The organism is Streptomyces sp. NBC_00554, from assembly GCF_041431135.1.
Taxonomy (GTDB): Bacteria; Actinomycetota; Actinomycetes; order Streptomycetales; family Streptomycetaceae; genus Streptomyces.
The window spans coordinates 8,862,148-8,876,424 of sequence record NZ_CP107799.1 but is presented as its reverse complement, the minus strand read 5'-3'; the positions used below and the strand labels follow the sequence as shown (position 1 = coordinate 8,876,424).

At 70.6% G+C, this 14,277-nt stretch carries 16 protein-coding genes; 8 read left to right on the top strand and 8 right to left on the bottom strand.

What is annotated here, in order from left to right; genetic code table 11:
• Positions 1-7: 7 nt before the first annotated feature.
• Both OG266_RS39325 and OG266_RS39320 read left to right on the top strand, forming a co-directional pair.
• Positions 8-1,693 (top strand): ribonuclease J, encoded by a 1,686-nt coding sequence (locus OG266_RS39325; protein WP_371551649.1) that lies wholly within the window; start codon positions 8-10, stop codon positions 1,691-1,693.
• A gap of 125 nt (positions 1,694-1,818) precedes the next feature.
• Positions 1,819-2,547 (top strand): spermidine synthase, encoded by a 729-nt coding sequence (locus OG266_RS39320; RefSeq protein ID WP_266468319.1) that lies wholly within the window; start codon positions 1,819-1,821, stop codon positions 2,545-2,547.
• On the opposite strand, the gene OG266_RS39315 is transcribed toward OG266_RS39320, so the two are convergent.
• Positions 2,514-2,909, bottom strand: coding sequence for a hypothetical protein (locus OG266_RS39315; protein ID WP_371551647.1), 396 nt, complete (start codon positions 2,907-2,909; stop codon positions 2,514-2,516). The genes OG266_RS39320 and OG266_RS39315 overlap by 34 nt on opposite strands.
• Before the next feature lie 116 nt (positions 2,910-3,025).
• On the opposite strand from OG266_RS39315, the gene OG266_RS39310 reads away from it, so the two are divergent.
• On the top strand, positions 3,026-3,832 hold the full coding sequence (locus tag OG266_RS39310; RefSeq protein WP_371551645.1) for a hypothetical protein: 807 nt from the start codon (positions 3,026-3,028) through the stop codon (positions 3,830-3,832).
• Positions 3,833-3,887: 55 nt separating this feature from the next.
• Here OG266_RS39310 and OG266_RS39305 read toward each other — a convergent pair whose 3' ends face one another.
• Positions 3,888-4,049, bottom strand: coding sequence for a hypothetical protein (locus OG266_RS39305; RefSeq protein WP_371551643.1), 162 nt, complete (start codon positions 4,047-4,049; stop codon positions 3,888-3,890).
• 246 nt (positions 4,050-4,295) lie between these two features.
• Here OG266_RS39305 and OG266_RS39300 point away from each other — a divergent pair, with 246 nt between their 5' ends.
• The 3 genes from OG266_RS39300 (at position 4,296) to OG266_RS39290 (ending at position 6,871) form a co-directional block, all read left to right on the top strand.
• Positions 4,296-4,574, top strand: coding sequence for a polyprenyl synthetase (locus OG266_RS39300; protein ID WP_371551641.1), 279 nt, complete (start codon positions 4,296-4,298; stop codon positions 4,572-4,574).
• Entirely contained in the window at positions 4,564-5,619 is a 1,056-nt protein-coding gene (locus OG266_RS39295) for a polyprenyl synthetase family protein (protein ID WP_371551639.1), read from the top strand. Before OG266_RS39300 ends, OG266_RS39295 begins: the two co-directional genes overlap by 11 nt.
• A 94-nt stretch (positions 5,620-5,713) precedes the next feature.
• Positions 5,714-6,871, top strand: a complete 1,158-nt coding sequence (locus OG266_RS39290) for an oxygenase MpaB family protein (protein ID WP_371551637.1) — start codon at positions 5,714-5,716, stop codon at positions 6,869-6,871.
• Positions 6,872-7,016: 145 nt separating this feature from the next.
• Here the strand turns inward: OG266_RS39290 and OG266_RS39285 are convergent, their stop codons facing one another.
• Positions 7,017-7,643 (bottom strand): YigZ family protein, encoded by a 627-nt coding sequence (locus tag OG266_RS39285; RefSeq protein ID WP_371551635.1) that lies wholly within the window; start codon positions 7,641-7,643, stop codon positions 7,017-7,019.
• Between the two features lie 182 nt (positions 7,644-7,825).
• Between OG266_RS39285 and OG266_RS39280 the strand changes: the two genes are divergently transcribed.
• A complete protein-coding gene (locus OG266_RS39280) occupies positions 7,826-9,817 on the top strand; it encodes an amino acid transporter (RefSeq protein ID WP_371551633.1) in 1,992 nt (663 codons plus the stop codon).
• Positions 9,818-9,820: 3 nt separating this feature from the next.
• On the opposite strand, the gene OG266_RS39275 is transcribed toward OG266_RS39280, so the two are convergent.
• The 4 genes from OG266_RS39275 to OG266_RS39260 all read right to left on the bottom strand — a co-directional run bounded on the left by OG266_RS39275 (position 9,821) and on the right by OG266_RS39260 (position 12,974).
• Positions 9,821-10,366, bottom strand: a complete 546-nt coding sequence (locus OG266_RS39275; RefSeq protein ID WP_266468294.1) for a histidine phosphatase family protein — start codon at positions 10,364-10,366, stop codon at positions 9,821-9,823.
• On the bottom strand, positions 10,363-11,058 hold the full coding sequence (locus OG266_RS39270; protein WP_371551632.1) for a hypothetical protein: 696 nt from the start codon (positions 11,056-11,058) through the stop codon (positions 10,363-10,365). Before OG266_RS39270 ends, OG266_RS39275 begins: the two co-directional genes overlap by 4 nt.
• A gap of 132 nt (positions 11,059-11,190) precedes the next feature.
• Positions 11,191-11,850 carry a response regulator gene (locus tag OG266_RS39265; RefSeq protein ID WP_371551631.1) on the bottom strand — a complete coding sequence of 220 codons (660 nt, stop codon included), beginning with the start codon at positions 11,848-11,850 and terminating at the stop codon, positions 11,191-11,193.
• Positions 11,847-12,974, bottom strand: a complete 1,128-nt coding sequence (locus OG266_RS39260; protein WP_371551629.1) for a sensor histidine kinase — start codon at positions 12,972-12,974, stop codon at positions 11,847-11,849. Before OG266_RS39260 ends, OG266_RS39265 begins: the two co-directional genes overlap by 4 nt.
• A 231-nt stretch (positions 12,975-13,205) precedes the next feature.
• Here OG266_RS39260 and OG266_RS39255 point away from each other — a divergent pair, with 231 nt between their 5' ends.
• Positions 13,206-13,604: a DUF6223 family protein gene (locus OG266_RS39255; RefSeq protein WP_371551627.1), complete on the top strand. Its 399-nt coding sequence runs from the start codon at positions 13,206-13,208 to the stop codon at positions 13,602-13,604.
• Positions 13,605-13,736: 132 nt separating this feature from the next.
• Here OG266_RS39255 and OG266_RS39250 read toward each other — a convergent pair whose 3' ends face one another.
• Positions 13,737-14,201, bottom strand: coding sequence for a TetR/AcrR family transcriptional regulator (locus tag OG266_RS39250; RefSeq protein ID WP_371551626.1), 465 nt, complete (start codon positions 14,199-14,201; stop codon positions 13,737-13,739).
• Positions 14,202-14,277: the final 76 nt, after the last annotated feature.

The window sequence follows — 14,277 nt, the reverse complement described above, 5'->3', positions numbered from 1 at the left end:
TCAGAATATGAGCCATCCGCATCCCGACCTGAAAGCCGCCCCTCCCCTGCCCGAAGGAGGGCTGAGGGTCGTCGCCCTGGGCGGTCTGGGTGAGATCGGCCGCAACATGACCGTCTTCGAGCATGCCGGCAAGCTGCTCATCGTCGACTGCGGCGTGCTGTTCCCCGAAGAGACCCAGCCCGGCGTGGACGTGATCCTGCCGGACTTCACCTCGATCCGTGATCGCCTGGACGACATCGTGGCCGTGGTGCTCACCCACGGCCACGAGGACCACATCGGTGGCGTGCCATATCTGCTGCGAGAGCGCTCCGACATCCCTGTCGTGGGCTCGAAGCTGACACTGGCGTTCCTGGAGGCCAAGCTCAAAGAGCACGGAATCCGGCCGCGCACGGTGCGGGTACGTGAGGGCGACCGCCGCAGTTTCGGCCCCTTCGAGTGCGAATTCATCGCGGTCAACCACTCCATCCCGGACGGTCTCGCGGTCGCGATCCGCACCGGGGCCGGCATGGTGCTGCACACCGGCGACTTCAAGATGGACCAGTTCCCGCTGGACGACCGCATCACCGACCTGCGCGCCTTCGCCCGCCTCGGCGAGGAAGGCGTCGATCTCTTCCTCACCGACTCCACCAACGCCGAGGTCCCTGGCTTCACCACCTCCGAGCGCGACCTGAACCCGGCGATCGAGCAGGTGATGCGTACCGCCCCGCGCCGGGTGATCGTCTCCAGTTTCGCCAGCCATGTGCACCGCATCCAGCAGGTCCTGGACGCCGCGCACCAGCACGGCCGCAAGGTCGCCTTCGTGGGCCGCTCCATGGTCCGCAACATGGGCATCGCCCGCGACCTCGGGTATCTGAAGGTTCCCAGCGGCCTGGTCGTGAGTACCAAGGAAATGGAGAAGCTGCCGGACCACAAGATCACCCTGGTGTGCACCGGATCCCAGGGCGAGCCGATGGCGGCGCTGTCCCGGATGGCCAACCGCGACCATGTGATCCGCATCGGCAAGGGCGACACCGTCCTGCTCGCCAGCTCCCTGATCCCCGGCAACGAGAACGCCATCTACCGGGTGATCAACGGGCTGACCCGGTGGGGAGCCCATGTCGTCCACAAGGGCAACGCCAAGGTGCACGTCTCCGGGCACGCCAGCGCCGGTGAGCTCGTGTACTGCTACAACATCGTCAAGCCCCGCAATGTCATGCCCGTGCACGGCGAATGGCGCCACCTGCGGGCCAACGCCGACCTGGCCATCCGTACGGGGGTCGATCCCGAGCGGGTGGTCATCGCCGAGGACGGCGTCGTCGTCGACCTCGTGGACGGGCGTGCGTCGATCACCGGCAAGGTGCCCGCGGGCAACGTCTACGTGGACGGCATGGAGGTCGGCGGCGCCACCGAGGCGTCCCTGAAGGACCGCGTCACCCTCGCGGAGGAAGGCGTGGTCACCGTGGTGGCGATCGTCGACGCCGACACGGGCGCCCTTGCCGAGACCCCCGACTTCCTGGCCCGCGGGTTCGTCCACGACGACACCACGTTCGAACCGGTCATCCCTGTCATCGAGAAGACTCTGGCGACCGCAGCCCAGGAAGGCGTCGGCGACGCACACCAGCTGGAACAGCTCATCGCCCGTGCCGTGGCGAACTGGGCCTTCCGTACCCACCGCCGCAGGCCCCTCATCATCCCCGTCATCATCGACGCCTGACCGGCGGCCACTTTCCCTCTCCCGTTGCTGCCCTGCCGGCAGGGCAGCAACGGTTTCACGCCTGCACAGAGCGGCGTTCGAGGCACCGGCTTCGGGCACCGGCGGTGCGTCAGAAAGGTAAACGGATGAGCGCGCGTTTCGAGGAGATCGACTGGCGCCCGACCGCGATGGGCGACATCAGCCTGCGACGCCGACGCGACCCGGCGTCGGGCACTGATGTGTACGAGGTGAAGCTCGGCGACGAGTTCTTGATGTCCAGCCTGTTCACAGCCGGCGAGATCGCGCTTGCGGAACTCGGACTGGCGGAACTGCCGGGCACCGAACTGGACGTCGCCGTCGGCGGACTCGGACTCGGGTACACCGCCGAGGCCGTGCTGGACGACCCACGGGTGCGCTCGCTGACCGTGATCGACACACTCGCCGAAGTCATCGACTGGCATCAGCGGGGCCTGGTCCCTCTCGGCGCCCGGCTGACTTCGGACCCCCGCTGCCGCCTGGTTCAGGGCGACTTCTTCGCGATGGCGGCCGATTCGTGCGGTCTGGACCCGAGTGAACCGGGCCGCCGCTTCCACGCCATCCTGCTGGACGTCGACCATTCTCCGCGCCATGTGCTCCACCCGCGCCACGCGGCGCTCTACCAGCCTGCCGGGCTCCGCGCTCTCACCGAGCACCTTCACCCCAACGGGGTCTTCGCCCTGTGGTCGAACGACCCGCCGGACAAACAGTTCGCCTCCGCACTCACGGAGGTCTTCCCGCAATCAGCAGCCCATGTCGTCGACTTCGACAATCCCCTGCAAGGCGGCACCTCGACCAACACCGTCTACGTGGCCAGGACAGAACCGGGCCCGGCGTAGGCAAACGGTGGCGCTGCGGGCGCCGAGCCGTCCGAGGAGTGCTGGGCCCCGTCGAAGCCGATCACGGCCACGTCCTCGGGCGCGCGCTGCCCGAGGTCGACGAAGCGCTCCAGGGGCGGAAGCCCCAGGCGTCGGGCGGCTTCCTGCGCGAAGCCGAGGAGGGCCTCGGTGAGCGGGAGGATCTTCTGCGTGGCCTCCGGCGCCGAGTGACCGTGCCGGACGAGAAGAACGTGGTCGTGGTCGGTGAGCTCCTCATCCAGGCCCTGGACGTAGCCGCGAACGGCACCGGTCCGAACCGAGAAGCGGACCAAAGTCGTGCAACCAACGGATATGGCGCGTGGATGCGTCGTTCCGGCGGCCACGCCCCGGACACATCTGCGCAGGAGTGTCACACAGGCTGCACACACCCTTTCTGAAGCCTCGTTACCTTTACTCGCGGCTCGCTCCCCCGTGCGAAATGAACTCAGGAAGATCGCAGATGGACTACTGCTCCGATTGCCGTCGGCACCTCAACGGCGCCCTGGCGTGCCCCGGCTGCGGCGCCTACGCCCCGAGCATCGCTCCCCTCGCCGACGGAACGCCCGCGACGGTCACAGCAGGGTGGCAGGCCCCGTCCCAGCTGTGGCACAACGCGGAGCCCGACGCCGAGGAATTCGACGAGGCACCGCAGGAGCACCCGTACAACGGCCCGGACTCCCCCTTCCCGACGCCGACGGGCCGGGCGGCACGGCGTCGCCAGCGGGAGCGCTGGAGGAAGACCCAGCGCAGGGCCCTGGTGGCCACCGCGGTCGCCCTGGTCGGCGGCGGCCTGACCGTCTCCTTGACGGACCAGCAGTCCACGGATCGGACGCAGGCTGCATCCGCGCCCGACAGAGAAGCCATGGGGATCGCGGAGGAGCAGGTCACGGAGCCCACTCCGGCCTCGTCGACGCCGACCGAGACGCGCCCATCCCAGCGCACGTCGTCCGCCACGCCCTCCTCCACGGCGACCACGGCGAACACACCGGACGAGCAGTCCGCCGCAGCGCCCCAGGCCACGCCAACGACCCAACAGGCCGGCGGCACGACTCCCCTGGCGACGGCGGCGTCCTCTGCCGAGTCGCAGGCCGACTCCACGGTGTCCGATGCCACGGACACCGCTACCGGGACGACTGCCTCGCCCACGCCCTCGGCCACCGACAGCACCGGCACCTCAAGCACGGACACCTCGTCGGCGACCTCCTCACCGTCCGACTCCTCCTCGCCGTCAGGGCTCTGCCTGCTCGGGCTGGTCTGCATCAGCTGATCCGCGCACCTCGGTGGACCGTATCGTCCACGGGGCCCCACCTCATCGCCGAACGTCAGCCGAGGAACTCGCCCAGGTCGACCTTCAGTTGGTAGTCGGTCAGCAGCTCCGCCGGCGCGCCGAGTTCATGCCGGGTGGCGGACGCTTCACGCCCGCATCGGCGAGGCGCACTCCAGTCGGCCCGGATTGCGGTACGCGCAGGGGGCCTTGGGGACATACGGCTTGTAATCCTGGCGGGGCGGGCAGTCCAGGAACGGCAGGGACAGGCCCAGTTGGTGCGTCAGCAGCGGGCTCACGACGCGCGGGACGACGTACGGGTGCTCTCCGGCAGTGATCCGTACGGTCGAGCGGGTAGATCACTCGATCGTGAGTTCTTCGGCTCTCGCACCCGATGGGACGCGATGCTCGGAAGGACGCTGTGTGCCCAGGGCTATTTGGATGTACGACGGGTGGGGGAGATGGCTTGACGCAAGAAGCGGGACGGCGCGGGGGCTTGGACGGACAGACGCTGTTGGTGGCTGTCGGGCTGGCCGATCTGGCGGTGAGCACGGTGGGTTCGGCCTTGGGGACGGTGCGTGGGCTGCTACGCCGGTCGGACGCCGCGGAGTTGGCGGCGGAGGCCGAGAACGAGCTCGTGGCGCGTGGGCGCCTGGTGCTGGACCGGTACGCGGACGTGCCCCCGGCCCACTTGGAGATCCTCGCCCGGCGCGCCCTGGCTCGGAAGGCCGCCGGTGAAGTCTGACCGGTGGGAGTGGGCCGCGTTCAAGGCCCGCGTGGACGAGGTGCTGTGCCGGTTCGTCGCCCGGGAGGCCGACGAGTTCGCGGCAATCGATCCGATGCTCGGCACGGTGGCCGAGAGGCTGGAGGCGGCGGTCGCGGACGGCAAGCGGCTGCGGGCGGCGTTCTGCTACTGGGGCTGGCGTGCGGTGGGACAACCGGACAGCGACGCGCTGGTGCGGGCGGCGGCCTCCATGGAGCTGGTGCACGCCGCAGCGGTTGTGCACGACGACCTCATCGACGACAGTCCGCTGCGGCATGGGCGACCCACGACCCACGTCGCCCTGCGCGGGGCCGTAGGGGCTCGTCCGGACGCCGATGCCGCCGCGCGGTCGTTGGCGATGCTGGTGGGGGATCTGCTGATGGCGCTGGCCGGGCAGTTGTTCGCCACCAGCGGTCTGCCCGCCGCGTATCTCGCCCGGGCCCGCCCGTTGTGGGCGGTGATGGCCCGTGAGCTCATCGCGGGCGAGTGTCTGGAGATCCTGCGGACCGGAGTCGGCCCGGACACCGAGGCGTCGTTGAAGGTGATCCGGTACAAGACCGCCAAGTACACCGTCGAACAGCCTCTGTTGATCGGTGGTGCGCTGGCCGGGGCGGGCGCGCGGCTGCGCGAGGGCTACTCCGCGTACGGGCTGCCACTGGGCGAGGCGTTCCAGCTCCGGGACGATCTACTCGGGCTGTTCGGAGACCCGGAGCACACCGGCAAGGCCAATGCCGACGATGTGCGCGGTCGCCGACCCACGGCCCTGCTGGCAGAGACTTGGCGTCTCGCCGACGACGCGGAGCGCGAACTGTTGAACTCCCTGCTGGGCCGGGACGACCTGGTCGGGGAGGGGCTGGACGCGGTCCGCGAGGTGATGCGCCGGCTGAGGGCGCCCGACCGCATCGAGGACATGATCGGAGCGCGGGTCGAGGAGGCTCTTGACGCCCTCCATGAGTTGGATCTCCCGGCGCACGCCGCCGGCGGACTGACCGCGCTGGCGCATTCCGCGGCGGTACGCCTGTCCTGACCCTCGCATCGGAGTGGCACGGGCTCGTGTCGTTCCGGTCCGCCGCCCCTCCCGCCTGTCGTGGACGATCCCGAGGAAGACGAGGAACCCTGCCATGACCTACACCGACGCATCGATGGACGCCCTGCGGCAGGCCGGCGACGAACTCGCCGATGCCACCGTCGCCGAGCTTTTCGAACGGGGGGAGGTGGGAAAATTCAACACCCTGATGCGCTACGTCTCCACCGCCGGCGCTCCCCTCCCGGACGGACTGCCCGATGTCGCGCGCGAGTACCTGGAAGCCACCGGCACGCCGCCGGCCTGGGTGGACTGGGCGGAGATGGAGAAGGCCCGGCTGTTCTTCATCGACAACAACGTGCACATCTCCACCGCGCTGTCCTTCGCCGCCATGCCCGCCTGCTACCTCGTCCCGCACGTGGCGAAGCTGCTGTCGGCCACCCATGGCCTGAAGTACCCGTCCAAACGGATGGCGGAGACCGGCCAGTTCACCGTCCATCTGATGCAGCCCGACGCCTTCGAGGCCGGCAGCCGCTTCATCCCCGCCGCCCAGAAGGTCCGCCTCCTGCACGCCTCCATCCGCCACCACCTCACCCGCGAAAACCGCTGGGACGCCGCGACCCACGGAACGCCGATCTGCCAGGAGGACATGATCGGCGGGCAGATGTTCTTCTCCCTGCTCGTCCTGGACAGCCTGCACCGCCTCGGGATTCACATGTCGGCCGAGGGCGCGGAAGCGTACTACTACGCGTGGCGCGTCGTCGGCGCCATGCTGGGCGTCGACCAGGACGCCGTCCCCCGAACTCTCGACGAGGCGCGCGGGTTCCTCGACCTGTACATGGTCCGGCACATGGGGCCCTCCGAGGAGGGCACGCATCTGACCCGGCAGCTGATCGACCTCTACGAGGAGGTGGTGCCCGGCACCTTCTTCGACCCGATCGTCTCCACCCTCATCCGCCACCTCATCGGCGACACCTGCGCCGACTGGCTCCACGTCCCGCGCACATCGTGGGACACCGTCGTCAGGGCCGTACCCCACGTCCTCGGCGTCCTGGAGACCATTGAGGACCGCTCCCCGCTCGGCGCCTGGGCCCTGGACCGCCTCGGCCACCTCACCACGGTCCTCGAGCTGTCATCCCTCACCCGTGGACGCGTCATGCACTACGCGATCCCCGAAACCCTCAAGAAGGACTACGGCATCTCCAGCGCTGCACCCCGCACCCACCGGTGGATCCCGCCGGCCGCCACCGTCTGACGGCCCGCGCGCAGAGACCACGGCTCTTCGAGTGACGCGTGGCCCACAGCCCCGTCCGGGAAGAAGACCTCTCCGGCACACGCTCCACCAACAGCCGCGTCGGACATCACGGGCGGCTACTCCCGTATCGGCCCGTGCGCCCCGCCTACGCGTCCCCGTACGCCTCTCCGCCCAGTTCGAACCCCGCCGTCCCGGCGGTGACATCGGCCAGCCACGCCTTGAAGGACTCGACATCCGCGTCCGGCAGTCCGATCTCCATCGTGACCGCCTCGCCGTAACGCACGTCACGCACCTCGCGCCCGGTGGACCGCAGATCGTTCTGCACCTTGCCCGCCCGCTGGTGGTCGACGGTCACCGTCGCCAGCCGGAACCTGCGGCGCGTGAGGGTCCCCAGGGTGTCCAGGGCCTCGCCGACCGAACCGCCGTACGCCCTGATCAGTCCGCCCGCGCCGAGCTTGACGCCGCCGTAGTAGCGGGTGACGACGGCGACGACGTACCGCATGTCGCGGCGCAGCAGCATCTGGAGCATGGGGACGCCCGCGGTGCCGCCGGGTTCGCCGTCGTCGCTCGCCCGCTGGACGGCGGCGTCGGCTCCGATGACGTACGCGAAGCAGTTGTGGGTGGCGTCGGCGTGCTCCTTGCGGATGCCGGCGATGAAGTCCTGGGCCTCCCGCTCGGTGGCGGCCGGGGCGAGGGCGCACAGGAAACGGGAGCGGTTGACCTCGGTCTCGTGCACGCCCACGCGGGCCACTGTGCGGTACTCGTCCTGCATCACGCCAGCGTATGTGCTGCACGCGCGCATGGAGCACGCCGGATCCGCGCACGGCCGCCCCGGCCGACGTGCGCACAAGGAGGTGGTGGATACTCGCTCGTCGTTGCCCACAAGGCCCAGGCCGGGGAACGGTTCGACCGATGCCGGATCGCCGGCCCTACCGATCGCAGGGAGATCGCAGCATGACCGGCACTCAGGTGGAGAGTTCCGACTCGGACGCGCCCGGCCATCCCGGGCCCTCCGCCGCCACGCCCCGCTGGCGGGCGTGGCTCCTGGAGGGCCTGAGCGAGCGGTCGGCCCGTCACCCGGGCCCGCACGCCACGCCGGACGCCGAGCACCAGGGGCACACCTGGTGGCGCGTGATGTGTCTGACCGGCGTGGACTACTTCTCCACGCTCGGCTACCAGCCGGGTATCGCCGCCCTGGCGGCCGGACTGCTCTCGCCGCTCGCGACGCTCGTGCTGATCGCGCTGACCCTGCTGGGCGCGCTGCCGGTGTACCGCCGTGTCGCGCACGAGAGCCCGCACGGCGAGGGTTCGATCGCGATGCTGGAGCGGCTGCTGCCCTGGTGGTCGGGGAAGATCTTCGTCCTCGTGCTGCTCGGGTTCGCCGCGACCGACTTCATGATCACGATCACGCTGTCGGCTGCGGACGCCTCCGCGCACGTCGTGGAGAATCCTTTCGCTCCGCACTGGATGCACGGCGGGAACGTCTGGATCACCCTCGTCCTGGTCGCCGGTCTGGGTGCGGTCTTCCTGAAGGGCTTCAAGGAGGCCATCGGTATCGCCGTGGTCCTCGTGACGGCGTATCTCGCACTTAATGTCGTCGTTCTGGCCACCTCCGCGTGGGAGGTGCTGAGCAACCCGGTCAAGATCGGCGACTGGACGGACATGATGACGGCCGAGCACTCCTCGCCGCTCGCGATGGTCGGCGTGGCACTGCTCGTCTTCCCGAAGCTGGCACTCGGCATGTCCGGCTTCGAGACGGGCGTGGCGGTGATGCCGCAGGTCAAGGGTGACCCGACGGACACGTACGAGAAGCCGACGGGCCGGATCCGCGACACCCGCAAGCTGCTCACCACGGCCGCCGTGATCATGAGCGGCTTCCTGCTCCTTTCCAGCCTGGCGACGACCATCCTGATCCCGCAGGACGAGTTCGAGAGCGGCGGCTCGGCGAACGGCCGTGCGCTCGCGTTTCTCGCGCACGAGCACCTCGGTGAGGCCTTCGGCACGGTCTACGACATCTCGACCATCGCGATCCTCTGGTTCGCCGGCGCCTCCGCGCTCGCCGGGCTCCTCAACCTCGTACCGCGCTATCTGCCGCGCTACGGCATGGCTCCCGAGTGGAGCCGGGCCGTGCGCCCGCTGGTCCTTGTCTTCATGGCGGCCGCGGTCTTCATCACGCTGTGGTTCAACGCGAACGTCGACGACCAGAGCGGCGCGTACGCGACCGGTGTGCTGGTCCTGATGCTGTCCGCGTCCTTCGCCTCGACGGTCGCCGTGCACCAGCGGGGCCACCGGGGCGCCACGATCGGCTTCGGCGCGATCACCGCGGTCTTCGCGTACACCCTGGTCACCAATGTCATCGAGCGGCCCGACGGCATCAAGATCGCGGGGATCTCCATTCTCGCGATCCTGCTCACCTCGTTCGCGTCCCGGGTGCGTCGCGCCTTCGAACTGCGCGCCGCCGACGTCACGTTCGACGAGGCTGCGGCCCGCTTCATCGACGAGGCCGCGGCGAGCGGGCCGCTCCAGCTGATCGCCAACGAGCCGCAGGAGCACACCACCCGGGAGTACCGCGCCAAGGAGTACAGCCAGCGCGAGCACACCCACATCCCCGACGGGCGTCCGGTGCTGTTCCTGGAGGTCTTCGTGACGGACTCCTCGGACTTCACCGCCGACCTCACCGTGCACGGCGAGGAGAAGCACGGCGTACGCAGGCTGCGCGTCGAGGGCGCCACCGTGCCCAACACCATCGCGGCCGTCCTGATGCAACTGCGCGAGCGCACCGGCGAGGTTCCCAACGCGTACTTCAACTGGACCGAGGGCAACCCGTTGAGCCACCTCGTGCGCTTCCTCGTCTTCGGCGACGGCGAGGTCGCCCCGGTCACCCGCGAGGTGCTCCGCCGCGCCGAGCCGGATCCGGAGCGCAGGCCCCGGATCCACGTGGGCTGAACCTCAGGCCTTCTTCTTGCCTCTCGGCACGGCCATGTCCGTCAACAGGGCTGCGCCTGGGGCGAGTTCCTCCCAGTTGGCGCCGTGCCAGGCGAGGATGGCCACGGCCGAGGTCGGGAACTTCGTCCGTACGTCGTCCAGCGCGCCGTCGAGGCTGTCACCGGCCAGTTCGAGGACCAGCTCCTCCAGGCCGGGGTTGTGCCCGATCAGCAGCAACGTGGCCACCTGATCCGGGACTTCACGGACGGCTTCCAGCAACTCCGGTACGTCGGCCCCGTACAGCCGCCCGTCCAGTCGTACGGGCGGCGGGGTGCCCCACTGCGCGGCGGCCAACTCCCAGGTCTGCCGGGCCCGTACGGCGGTGGAGCACAGCGCGAGGTCCGGCAGGCAGTCCGCTTCGGCGAGGGCGCGTCCGGCGGCCGGGGCGTCGCGGCGGCCGCGCGGTGCGAGGGGCCGCTCGTGGTCGGCCACGCCCACCGGCCAGGCGGACTTGGCGTGCCGCAGGACGACGAGCCTGCGCAGCGGGCCGGCTCCCGCGCGCGTGATCACCGCACCGACCCGATGTCGCGGGTGAGTTCGAGCCCGAGGAGACGGTCCGCGTAGGCGTACGTCTCGAAGCGGGCGCCGTCCGGGATGCCCTCGTCGCTCTCCACGCGCCGCAGCACCTCGAGTACGGCGGGCACGTCGAGGTCGTCCTCCCATGCGGCCCGCAGTTCCTGCCGTACGGCTTCAGGAACGGGTTTGGACGGACGGGTCGCCCAGGTGGCGACCGCCTTCCGCCAGCGCGCGAGAGTCTCCCGGGCGCCTTCGAGATCGGCGGTGGCGAGGTCGACGGGCTCCCGGCGCGGGGTCGCGAGCAGGATCATGCGCAGGAGTGCCGGATCGGCCGTGCCGGTGACCGGGGCGACCTCGATCCGGATGTCGTCCGGTCCGGTGTCGTCCAACGCGGGGTCGCCTTCCGTGACCACGTGCAGAGTCGGGCCCGCGCCGGCCGTACCGGCTTCGGCGCGGCGGATGCCGAGCGCGTCGGCGCGCACCCGGAGTTCCTCGGGTGGGTCGGCCGCGGTGACGGCGGGGGTCCCGCCGATTTCCAGGGCCCGGGCCAGTACGTCGGCGACCAGCAGCACCCGCAGCGCGGATGTGTCGGCCGTCGGCACATGCACCCGTACACGGGCCAGGGCCCGTCGGGCGCGGACGGCATCAGTGGGCTCGCCCGTTCGAACATCGGTGATACGCAGCACAGCGTGAGCCTAGGCGTGCGGGACGTCGCACGCAGGGAGGTGGGACCCATTCCGGACAGCGCCGGGGCGCGGCCGCACCGCACCGAGGGGCCCGGCGGGAATCGCAGGGCGGCCTGGGCCGGCGCCCTGCCTTCAGGGGTTGCGCGGGGTGACCAGCCCGGATTCGTAGGCGAGGACCACGAGTTGGGCCCGGTCGCGGGTGCGGAGTTTGGTCATGGCCCGGTTGATGTGGGTCTTCGCGGTCATCGGGCTGATCACCATGTGCTCGGCGATCTGGCCGTTGGACAGGCCCCGTGCTGCCAGGGCGACCGCTTCGCGTTCGCGGCTCGTCAGCTCCTCCAGGGCGGCACTGGTGGCGGGGAGCGGCTGGGCGACGTACCGGTGGATCAGCTTGCGGGTGATGGACGGGGCGAGCAGAGCGTCGCCGCGGGCGGCCACTCGTACGGCGTGCAGGAGGTCCTCCGGCACTATGTCCTTGACCAGGAACCCGGCGGCACCGGCGCGCAGCGCTTCGAAGACGTACTCGTCCATGCCGTAGTTGGTCAGCATGACGACGTGCACGCCGGCCAGGGCCGGATCCGCGGCGATGCGCCGGGTCGCCTGGATGCCGTCCATGACCGGCATCCGGATGTCGATGAGCGCGACGTCGGGCAGATGCTCCTTGATGAGCGACAACCCCTCCTCGCCATCGGCGGCTTCCGCCACCACCTCGATGTCGTCCTCGAGGTCGAGCAGCGCGCGGAAGCCGCTGCGGATGAGCGGCTGGTCGTCGACCAGCAGGACACGGATCATGATGCTCGTTCCACGGGGAGTTCGGCCTGGACGGTGAACCCGTGCCCGGTGCGCGGCTGCGCGCGCAGCCGGCCGCCCAGGGCGGTGACGCGTTCGCGCATGCCGAGCAGCCCGAGGCCGTGGGCGGGGGCGTCATCGGGGGCGGCCCTGCCGTCGTCGTCCACCTGGACGGACAGCCCGTCGGGCCGGTACTCGATCCGGACCGCCGCGGTGGTGGCACAGGCATGCCGGGCGGTGTTGGTCAGCGCCTCCTGGACTATGCGGTAGGCGGTCCTGCCAACGGCGGCCGGCACGTCCTGCCGGGGCCCTTCGATCGTCAGCGTTGCGTCCAGGCCCATCGAACGGGCGCGCTCCACCAGTATCGGTACGTGCTCGAGGCTCTGCGGCGGGGTGGTGTCGTCGTCGCGCAGGGCCTCCAGAGTCGCGCGCAGTTCCCGGGTCGCCTCCCGTCCGGCCGTCTGGATCGCCAGTAGCGCCTCGGGCACCTGCTCGCCGCGTCTGCGGGCCACGTGGACGGCGACCTCGGACTGCACCTTGATGATCGAAATCTGGTGGGTGAGGGAGTCGTGCAGCTCCCGCGCGATGTGCAGCCGTTCCTCGTCGGCGCGGCGCCGGGCGGTCTCCTCGCGAGTGCGCTCGGCTTCGTCCGCCCGCCGCTCGGCCTGCCGCAGCGCCTCCCCGGCGGCGAAGGCGGCGATCAGCCAGGCGATCTCCAGGACGTTCCGGGCCTGCGCGAACGCCTCGCGCGCCGGACCGTCGCGGAAGACCAGCGCAGTGAGAGGGAGGACGACGAGGAGAGACACGGACGCCGCCACCGTCAGGGCACGGTGCCCGGCCCGCACGGCGCCGTACACCGCGACCAGGTACGGAACGGCGAGCAGCTCGAAACCGGCCGCCTCGTACCCCACCGCGCACAGGCCGGTGACAGCCAGCACGGCAATCGGAGCCCTGCGACGCGCGATCAGCGCCAGACCGCCCGCCGCCAGCAGCACGGCGCCGAACAGCTCGCGCTCCCCGGCCGGTTGCTTCTCGGGCAACCCGGTTCCCAGCAGCAGTGCCGCCACGCCGACGGCGATCACCCAGTCCATGACACCGGCCGGGACACGAAATCGCCCTGTGTCCATGCGCGCACCCTAGCCGGACGCCGCTGCGGGCGAGTCCGGCCCGCGGAGGAGCGGCCGGCTACCGCGCCCGCGGTACCTGCCCGTCTCCTGCCGCGTGCGCGGTAGTCGACTGCCGTGTCGACGGCAGTCCGAAGAGACCGCGCCTGCCGGACGACCGGCCGTGCCGTCGGCAGGCACGCTCAAGGGACAGCGAGACCACGGAACTTGGCACGCAAGAAGGAGGAGAGCGGCGTGAGCGCAACAGATGTCCTGACGGTGGCCGCCGAGGGCGGAGTCATCGGCGACGGGCGGACCGGGGCCAACCTGGCCCTCGGGGTGGGGCTGATCGGCGTGGCCATCGGTTGGCTGGCCCTGACCCGCGTCGCCGGCCGTATCAGCGTCGGCAACGCACGTACCGCCGCCATGTCGGCCATGGCGGCGGGCCTGGTCGGCACGTCACTCGCGGCGCTGCACCTGGCCACCTCAAGTGGTGGCCCCGGCACCGGCAACGGGATGGTGGGAGCCATCGCGGCCATTCCGTTGGGTCTGATCGGCGTGGCCCTGGGCCGGCGCGCTCTCGCCCGCTCCCGGCGCACCGAGCGGACCGCCGACCGCTTCGAGAACGAGCAGGAGTTCGGGTCGACCTCGTAGGCACCGCCGGGCATGCCCTGACGGTCCGCCCGGACATGTGAGTTCGGGGCGCTCGTACGCGGCCTGCGGCTCCAGGTGGTCCGACAGGCCGCCGGAGGACCCGGGGGCGGCTCTCAGCGAGGAACGATGGGGCTACGCTCCGCCGCCGGTCTCGGGTACCGGCTTCCCCGGCGGTGTGAAGGCGGCGAGCACCGTGGCCGTGATGTGGTCGGCGGCACGCTCGGAAGTGAGACGGCCGGCGCGGATCTCGTCCGCCGCACTGTGCATGACCGCGTGCAGGACATTGATCATCCACGCGATCGGCAGGTCCGTCCGGAAGGCCCCCTCGGCGCGGCCGCGGGCGACCAGCGCCTCGACCCGGGCGGCGGGGCCGGCATGCAGTTCACGGATGCGTCCGGCGGAGAGTTCCCGTTGAGCAGCGACGAGCAGCGCCCGCGCCTGGTCCACCAGGTGCCAGCCGGCCTCGACGTACCGCGCCAGGGCGAGCAGCGGGTCACCGGTCAGGTCGACCGCGCCCAGTACCTCGTTGCCCCGGTCGATGGCACGGCTCATCGCCGCGTCGACGACCTCCGCCCGGGAGGCGAAGTGCGCATACATGGAAGGCGCACGGCGACGTGAGGACGCAGCGTCAGTTCGTGATCAGCGGCGACCGAGGAATCACCGCGCTCCGCCC

Bases quoted from the DNA above. Each gene is read 5' to 3' on its own strand.
- OG266_RS39325 (WP_371551649.1), top strand. From the start codon at position 8: ATGAGCCATCCGCATCCCGACCTGAAAGCCGCCCCTCCCCTGCCCGAA.
- OG266_RS39320 (WP_266468319.1), top strand. From the start codon at position 1,819: ATGAGCGCGCGTTTCGAGGAGATCGACTGGCGCCCGACCGCGATGGGC.
- OG266_RS39310 (WP_371551645.1), top strand. From the start codon at position 3,026: ATGGACTACTGCTCCGATTGCCGTCGGCACCTCAACGGCGCCCTGGCG.
- OG266_RS39305 (WP_371551643.1), bottom strand. From the start codon at position 4,049: ATGTCCCCAAGGCCCCCTGCGCGTACCGCAATCCGGGCCGACTGGAGT.
- OG266_RS39290 (WP_371551637.1), top strand. From the start codon at position 5,714: ATGACCTACACCGACGCATCGATGGACGCCCTGCGGCAGGCCGGCGAC.
- OG266_RS39285 (WP_371551635.1), bottom strand. From the start codon at position 7,643: ATGCAGGACGAGTACCGCACAGTGGCCCGCGTGGGCGTGCACGAGACC.
- OG266_RS39280 (WP_371551633.1), top strand. From the start codon at position 7,826: ATGACCGGCACTCAGGTGGAGAGTTCCGACTCGGACGCGCCCGGCCAT.
- OG266_RS39265 (WP_371551631.1), bottom strand. From the start codon at position 11,850: ATGATCCGTGTCCTGCTGGTCGACGACCAGCCGCTCATCCGCAGCGGC.
- OG266_RS39260 (WP_371551629.1), bottom strand. From the start codon at position 12,974: ATGGACACAGGGCGATTTCGTGTCCCGGCCGGTGTCATGGACTGGGTG.
- OG266_RS39250 (WP_371551626.1), bottom strand. From the start codon at position 14,201: ATGTATGCGCACTTCGCCTCCCGGGCGGAGGTCGTCGACGCGGCGATG.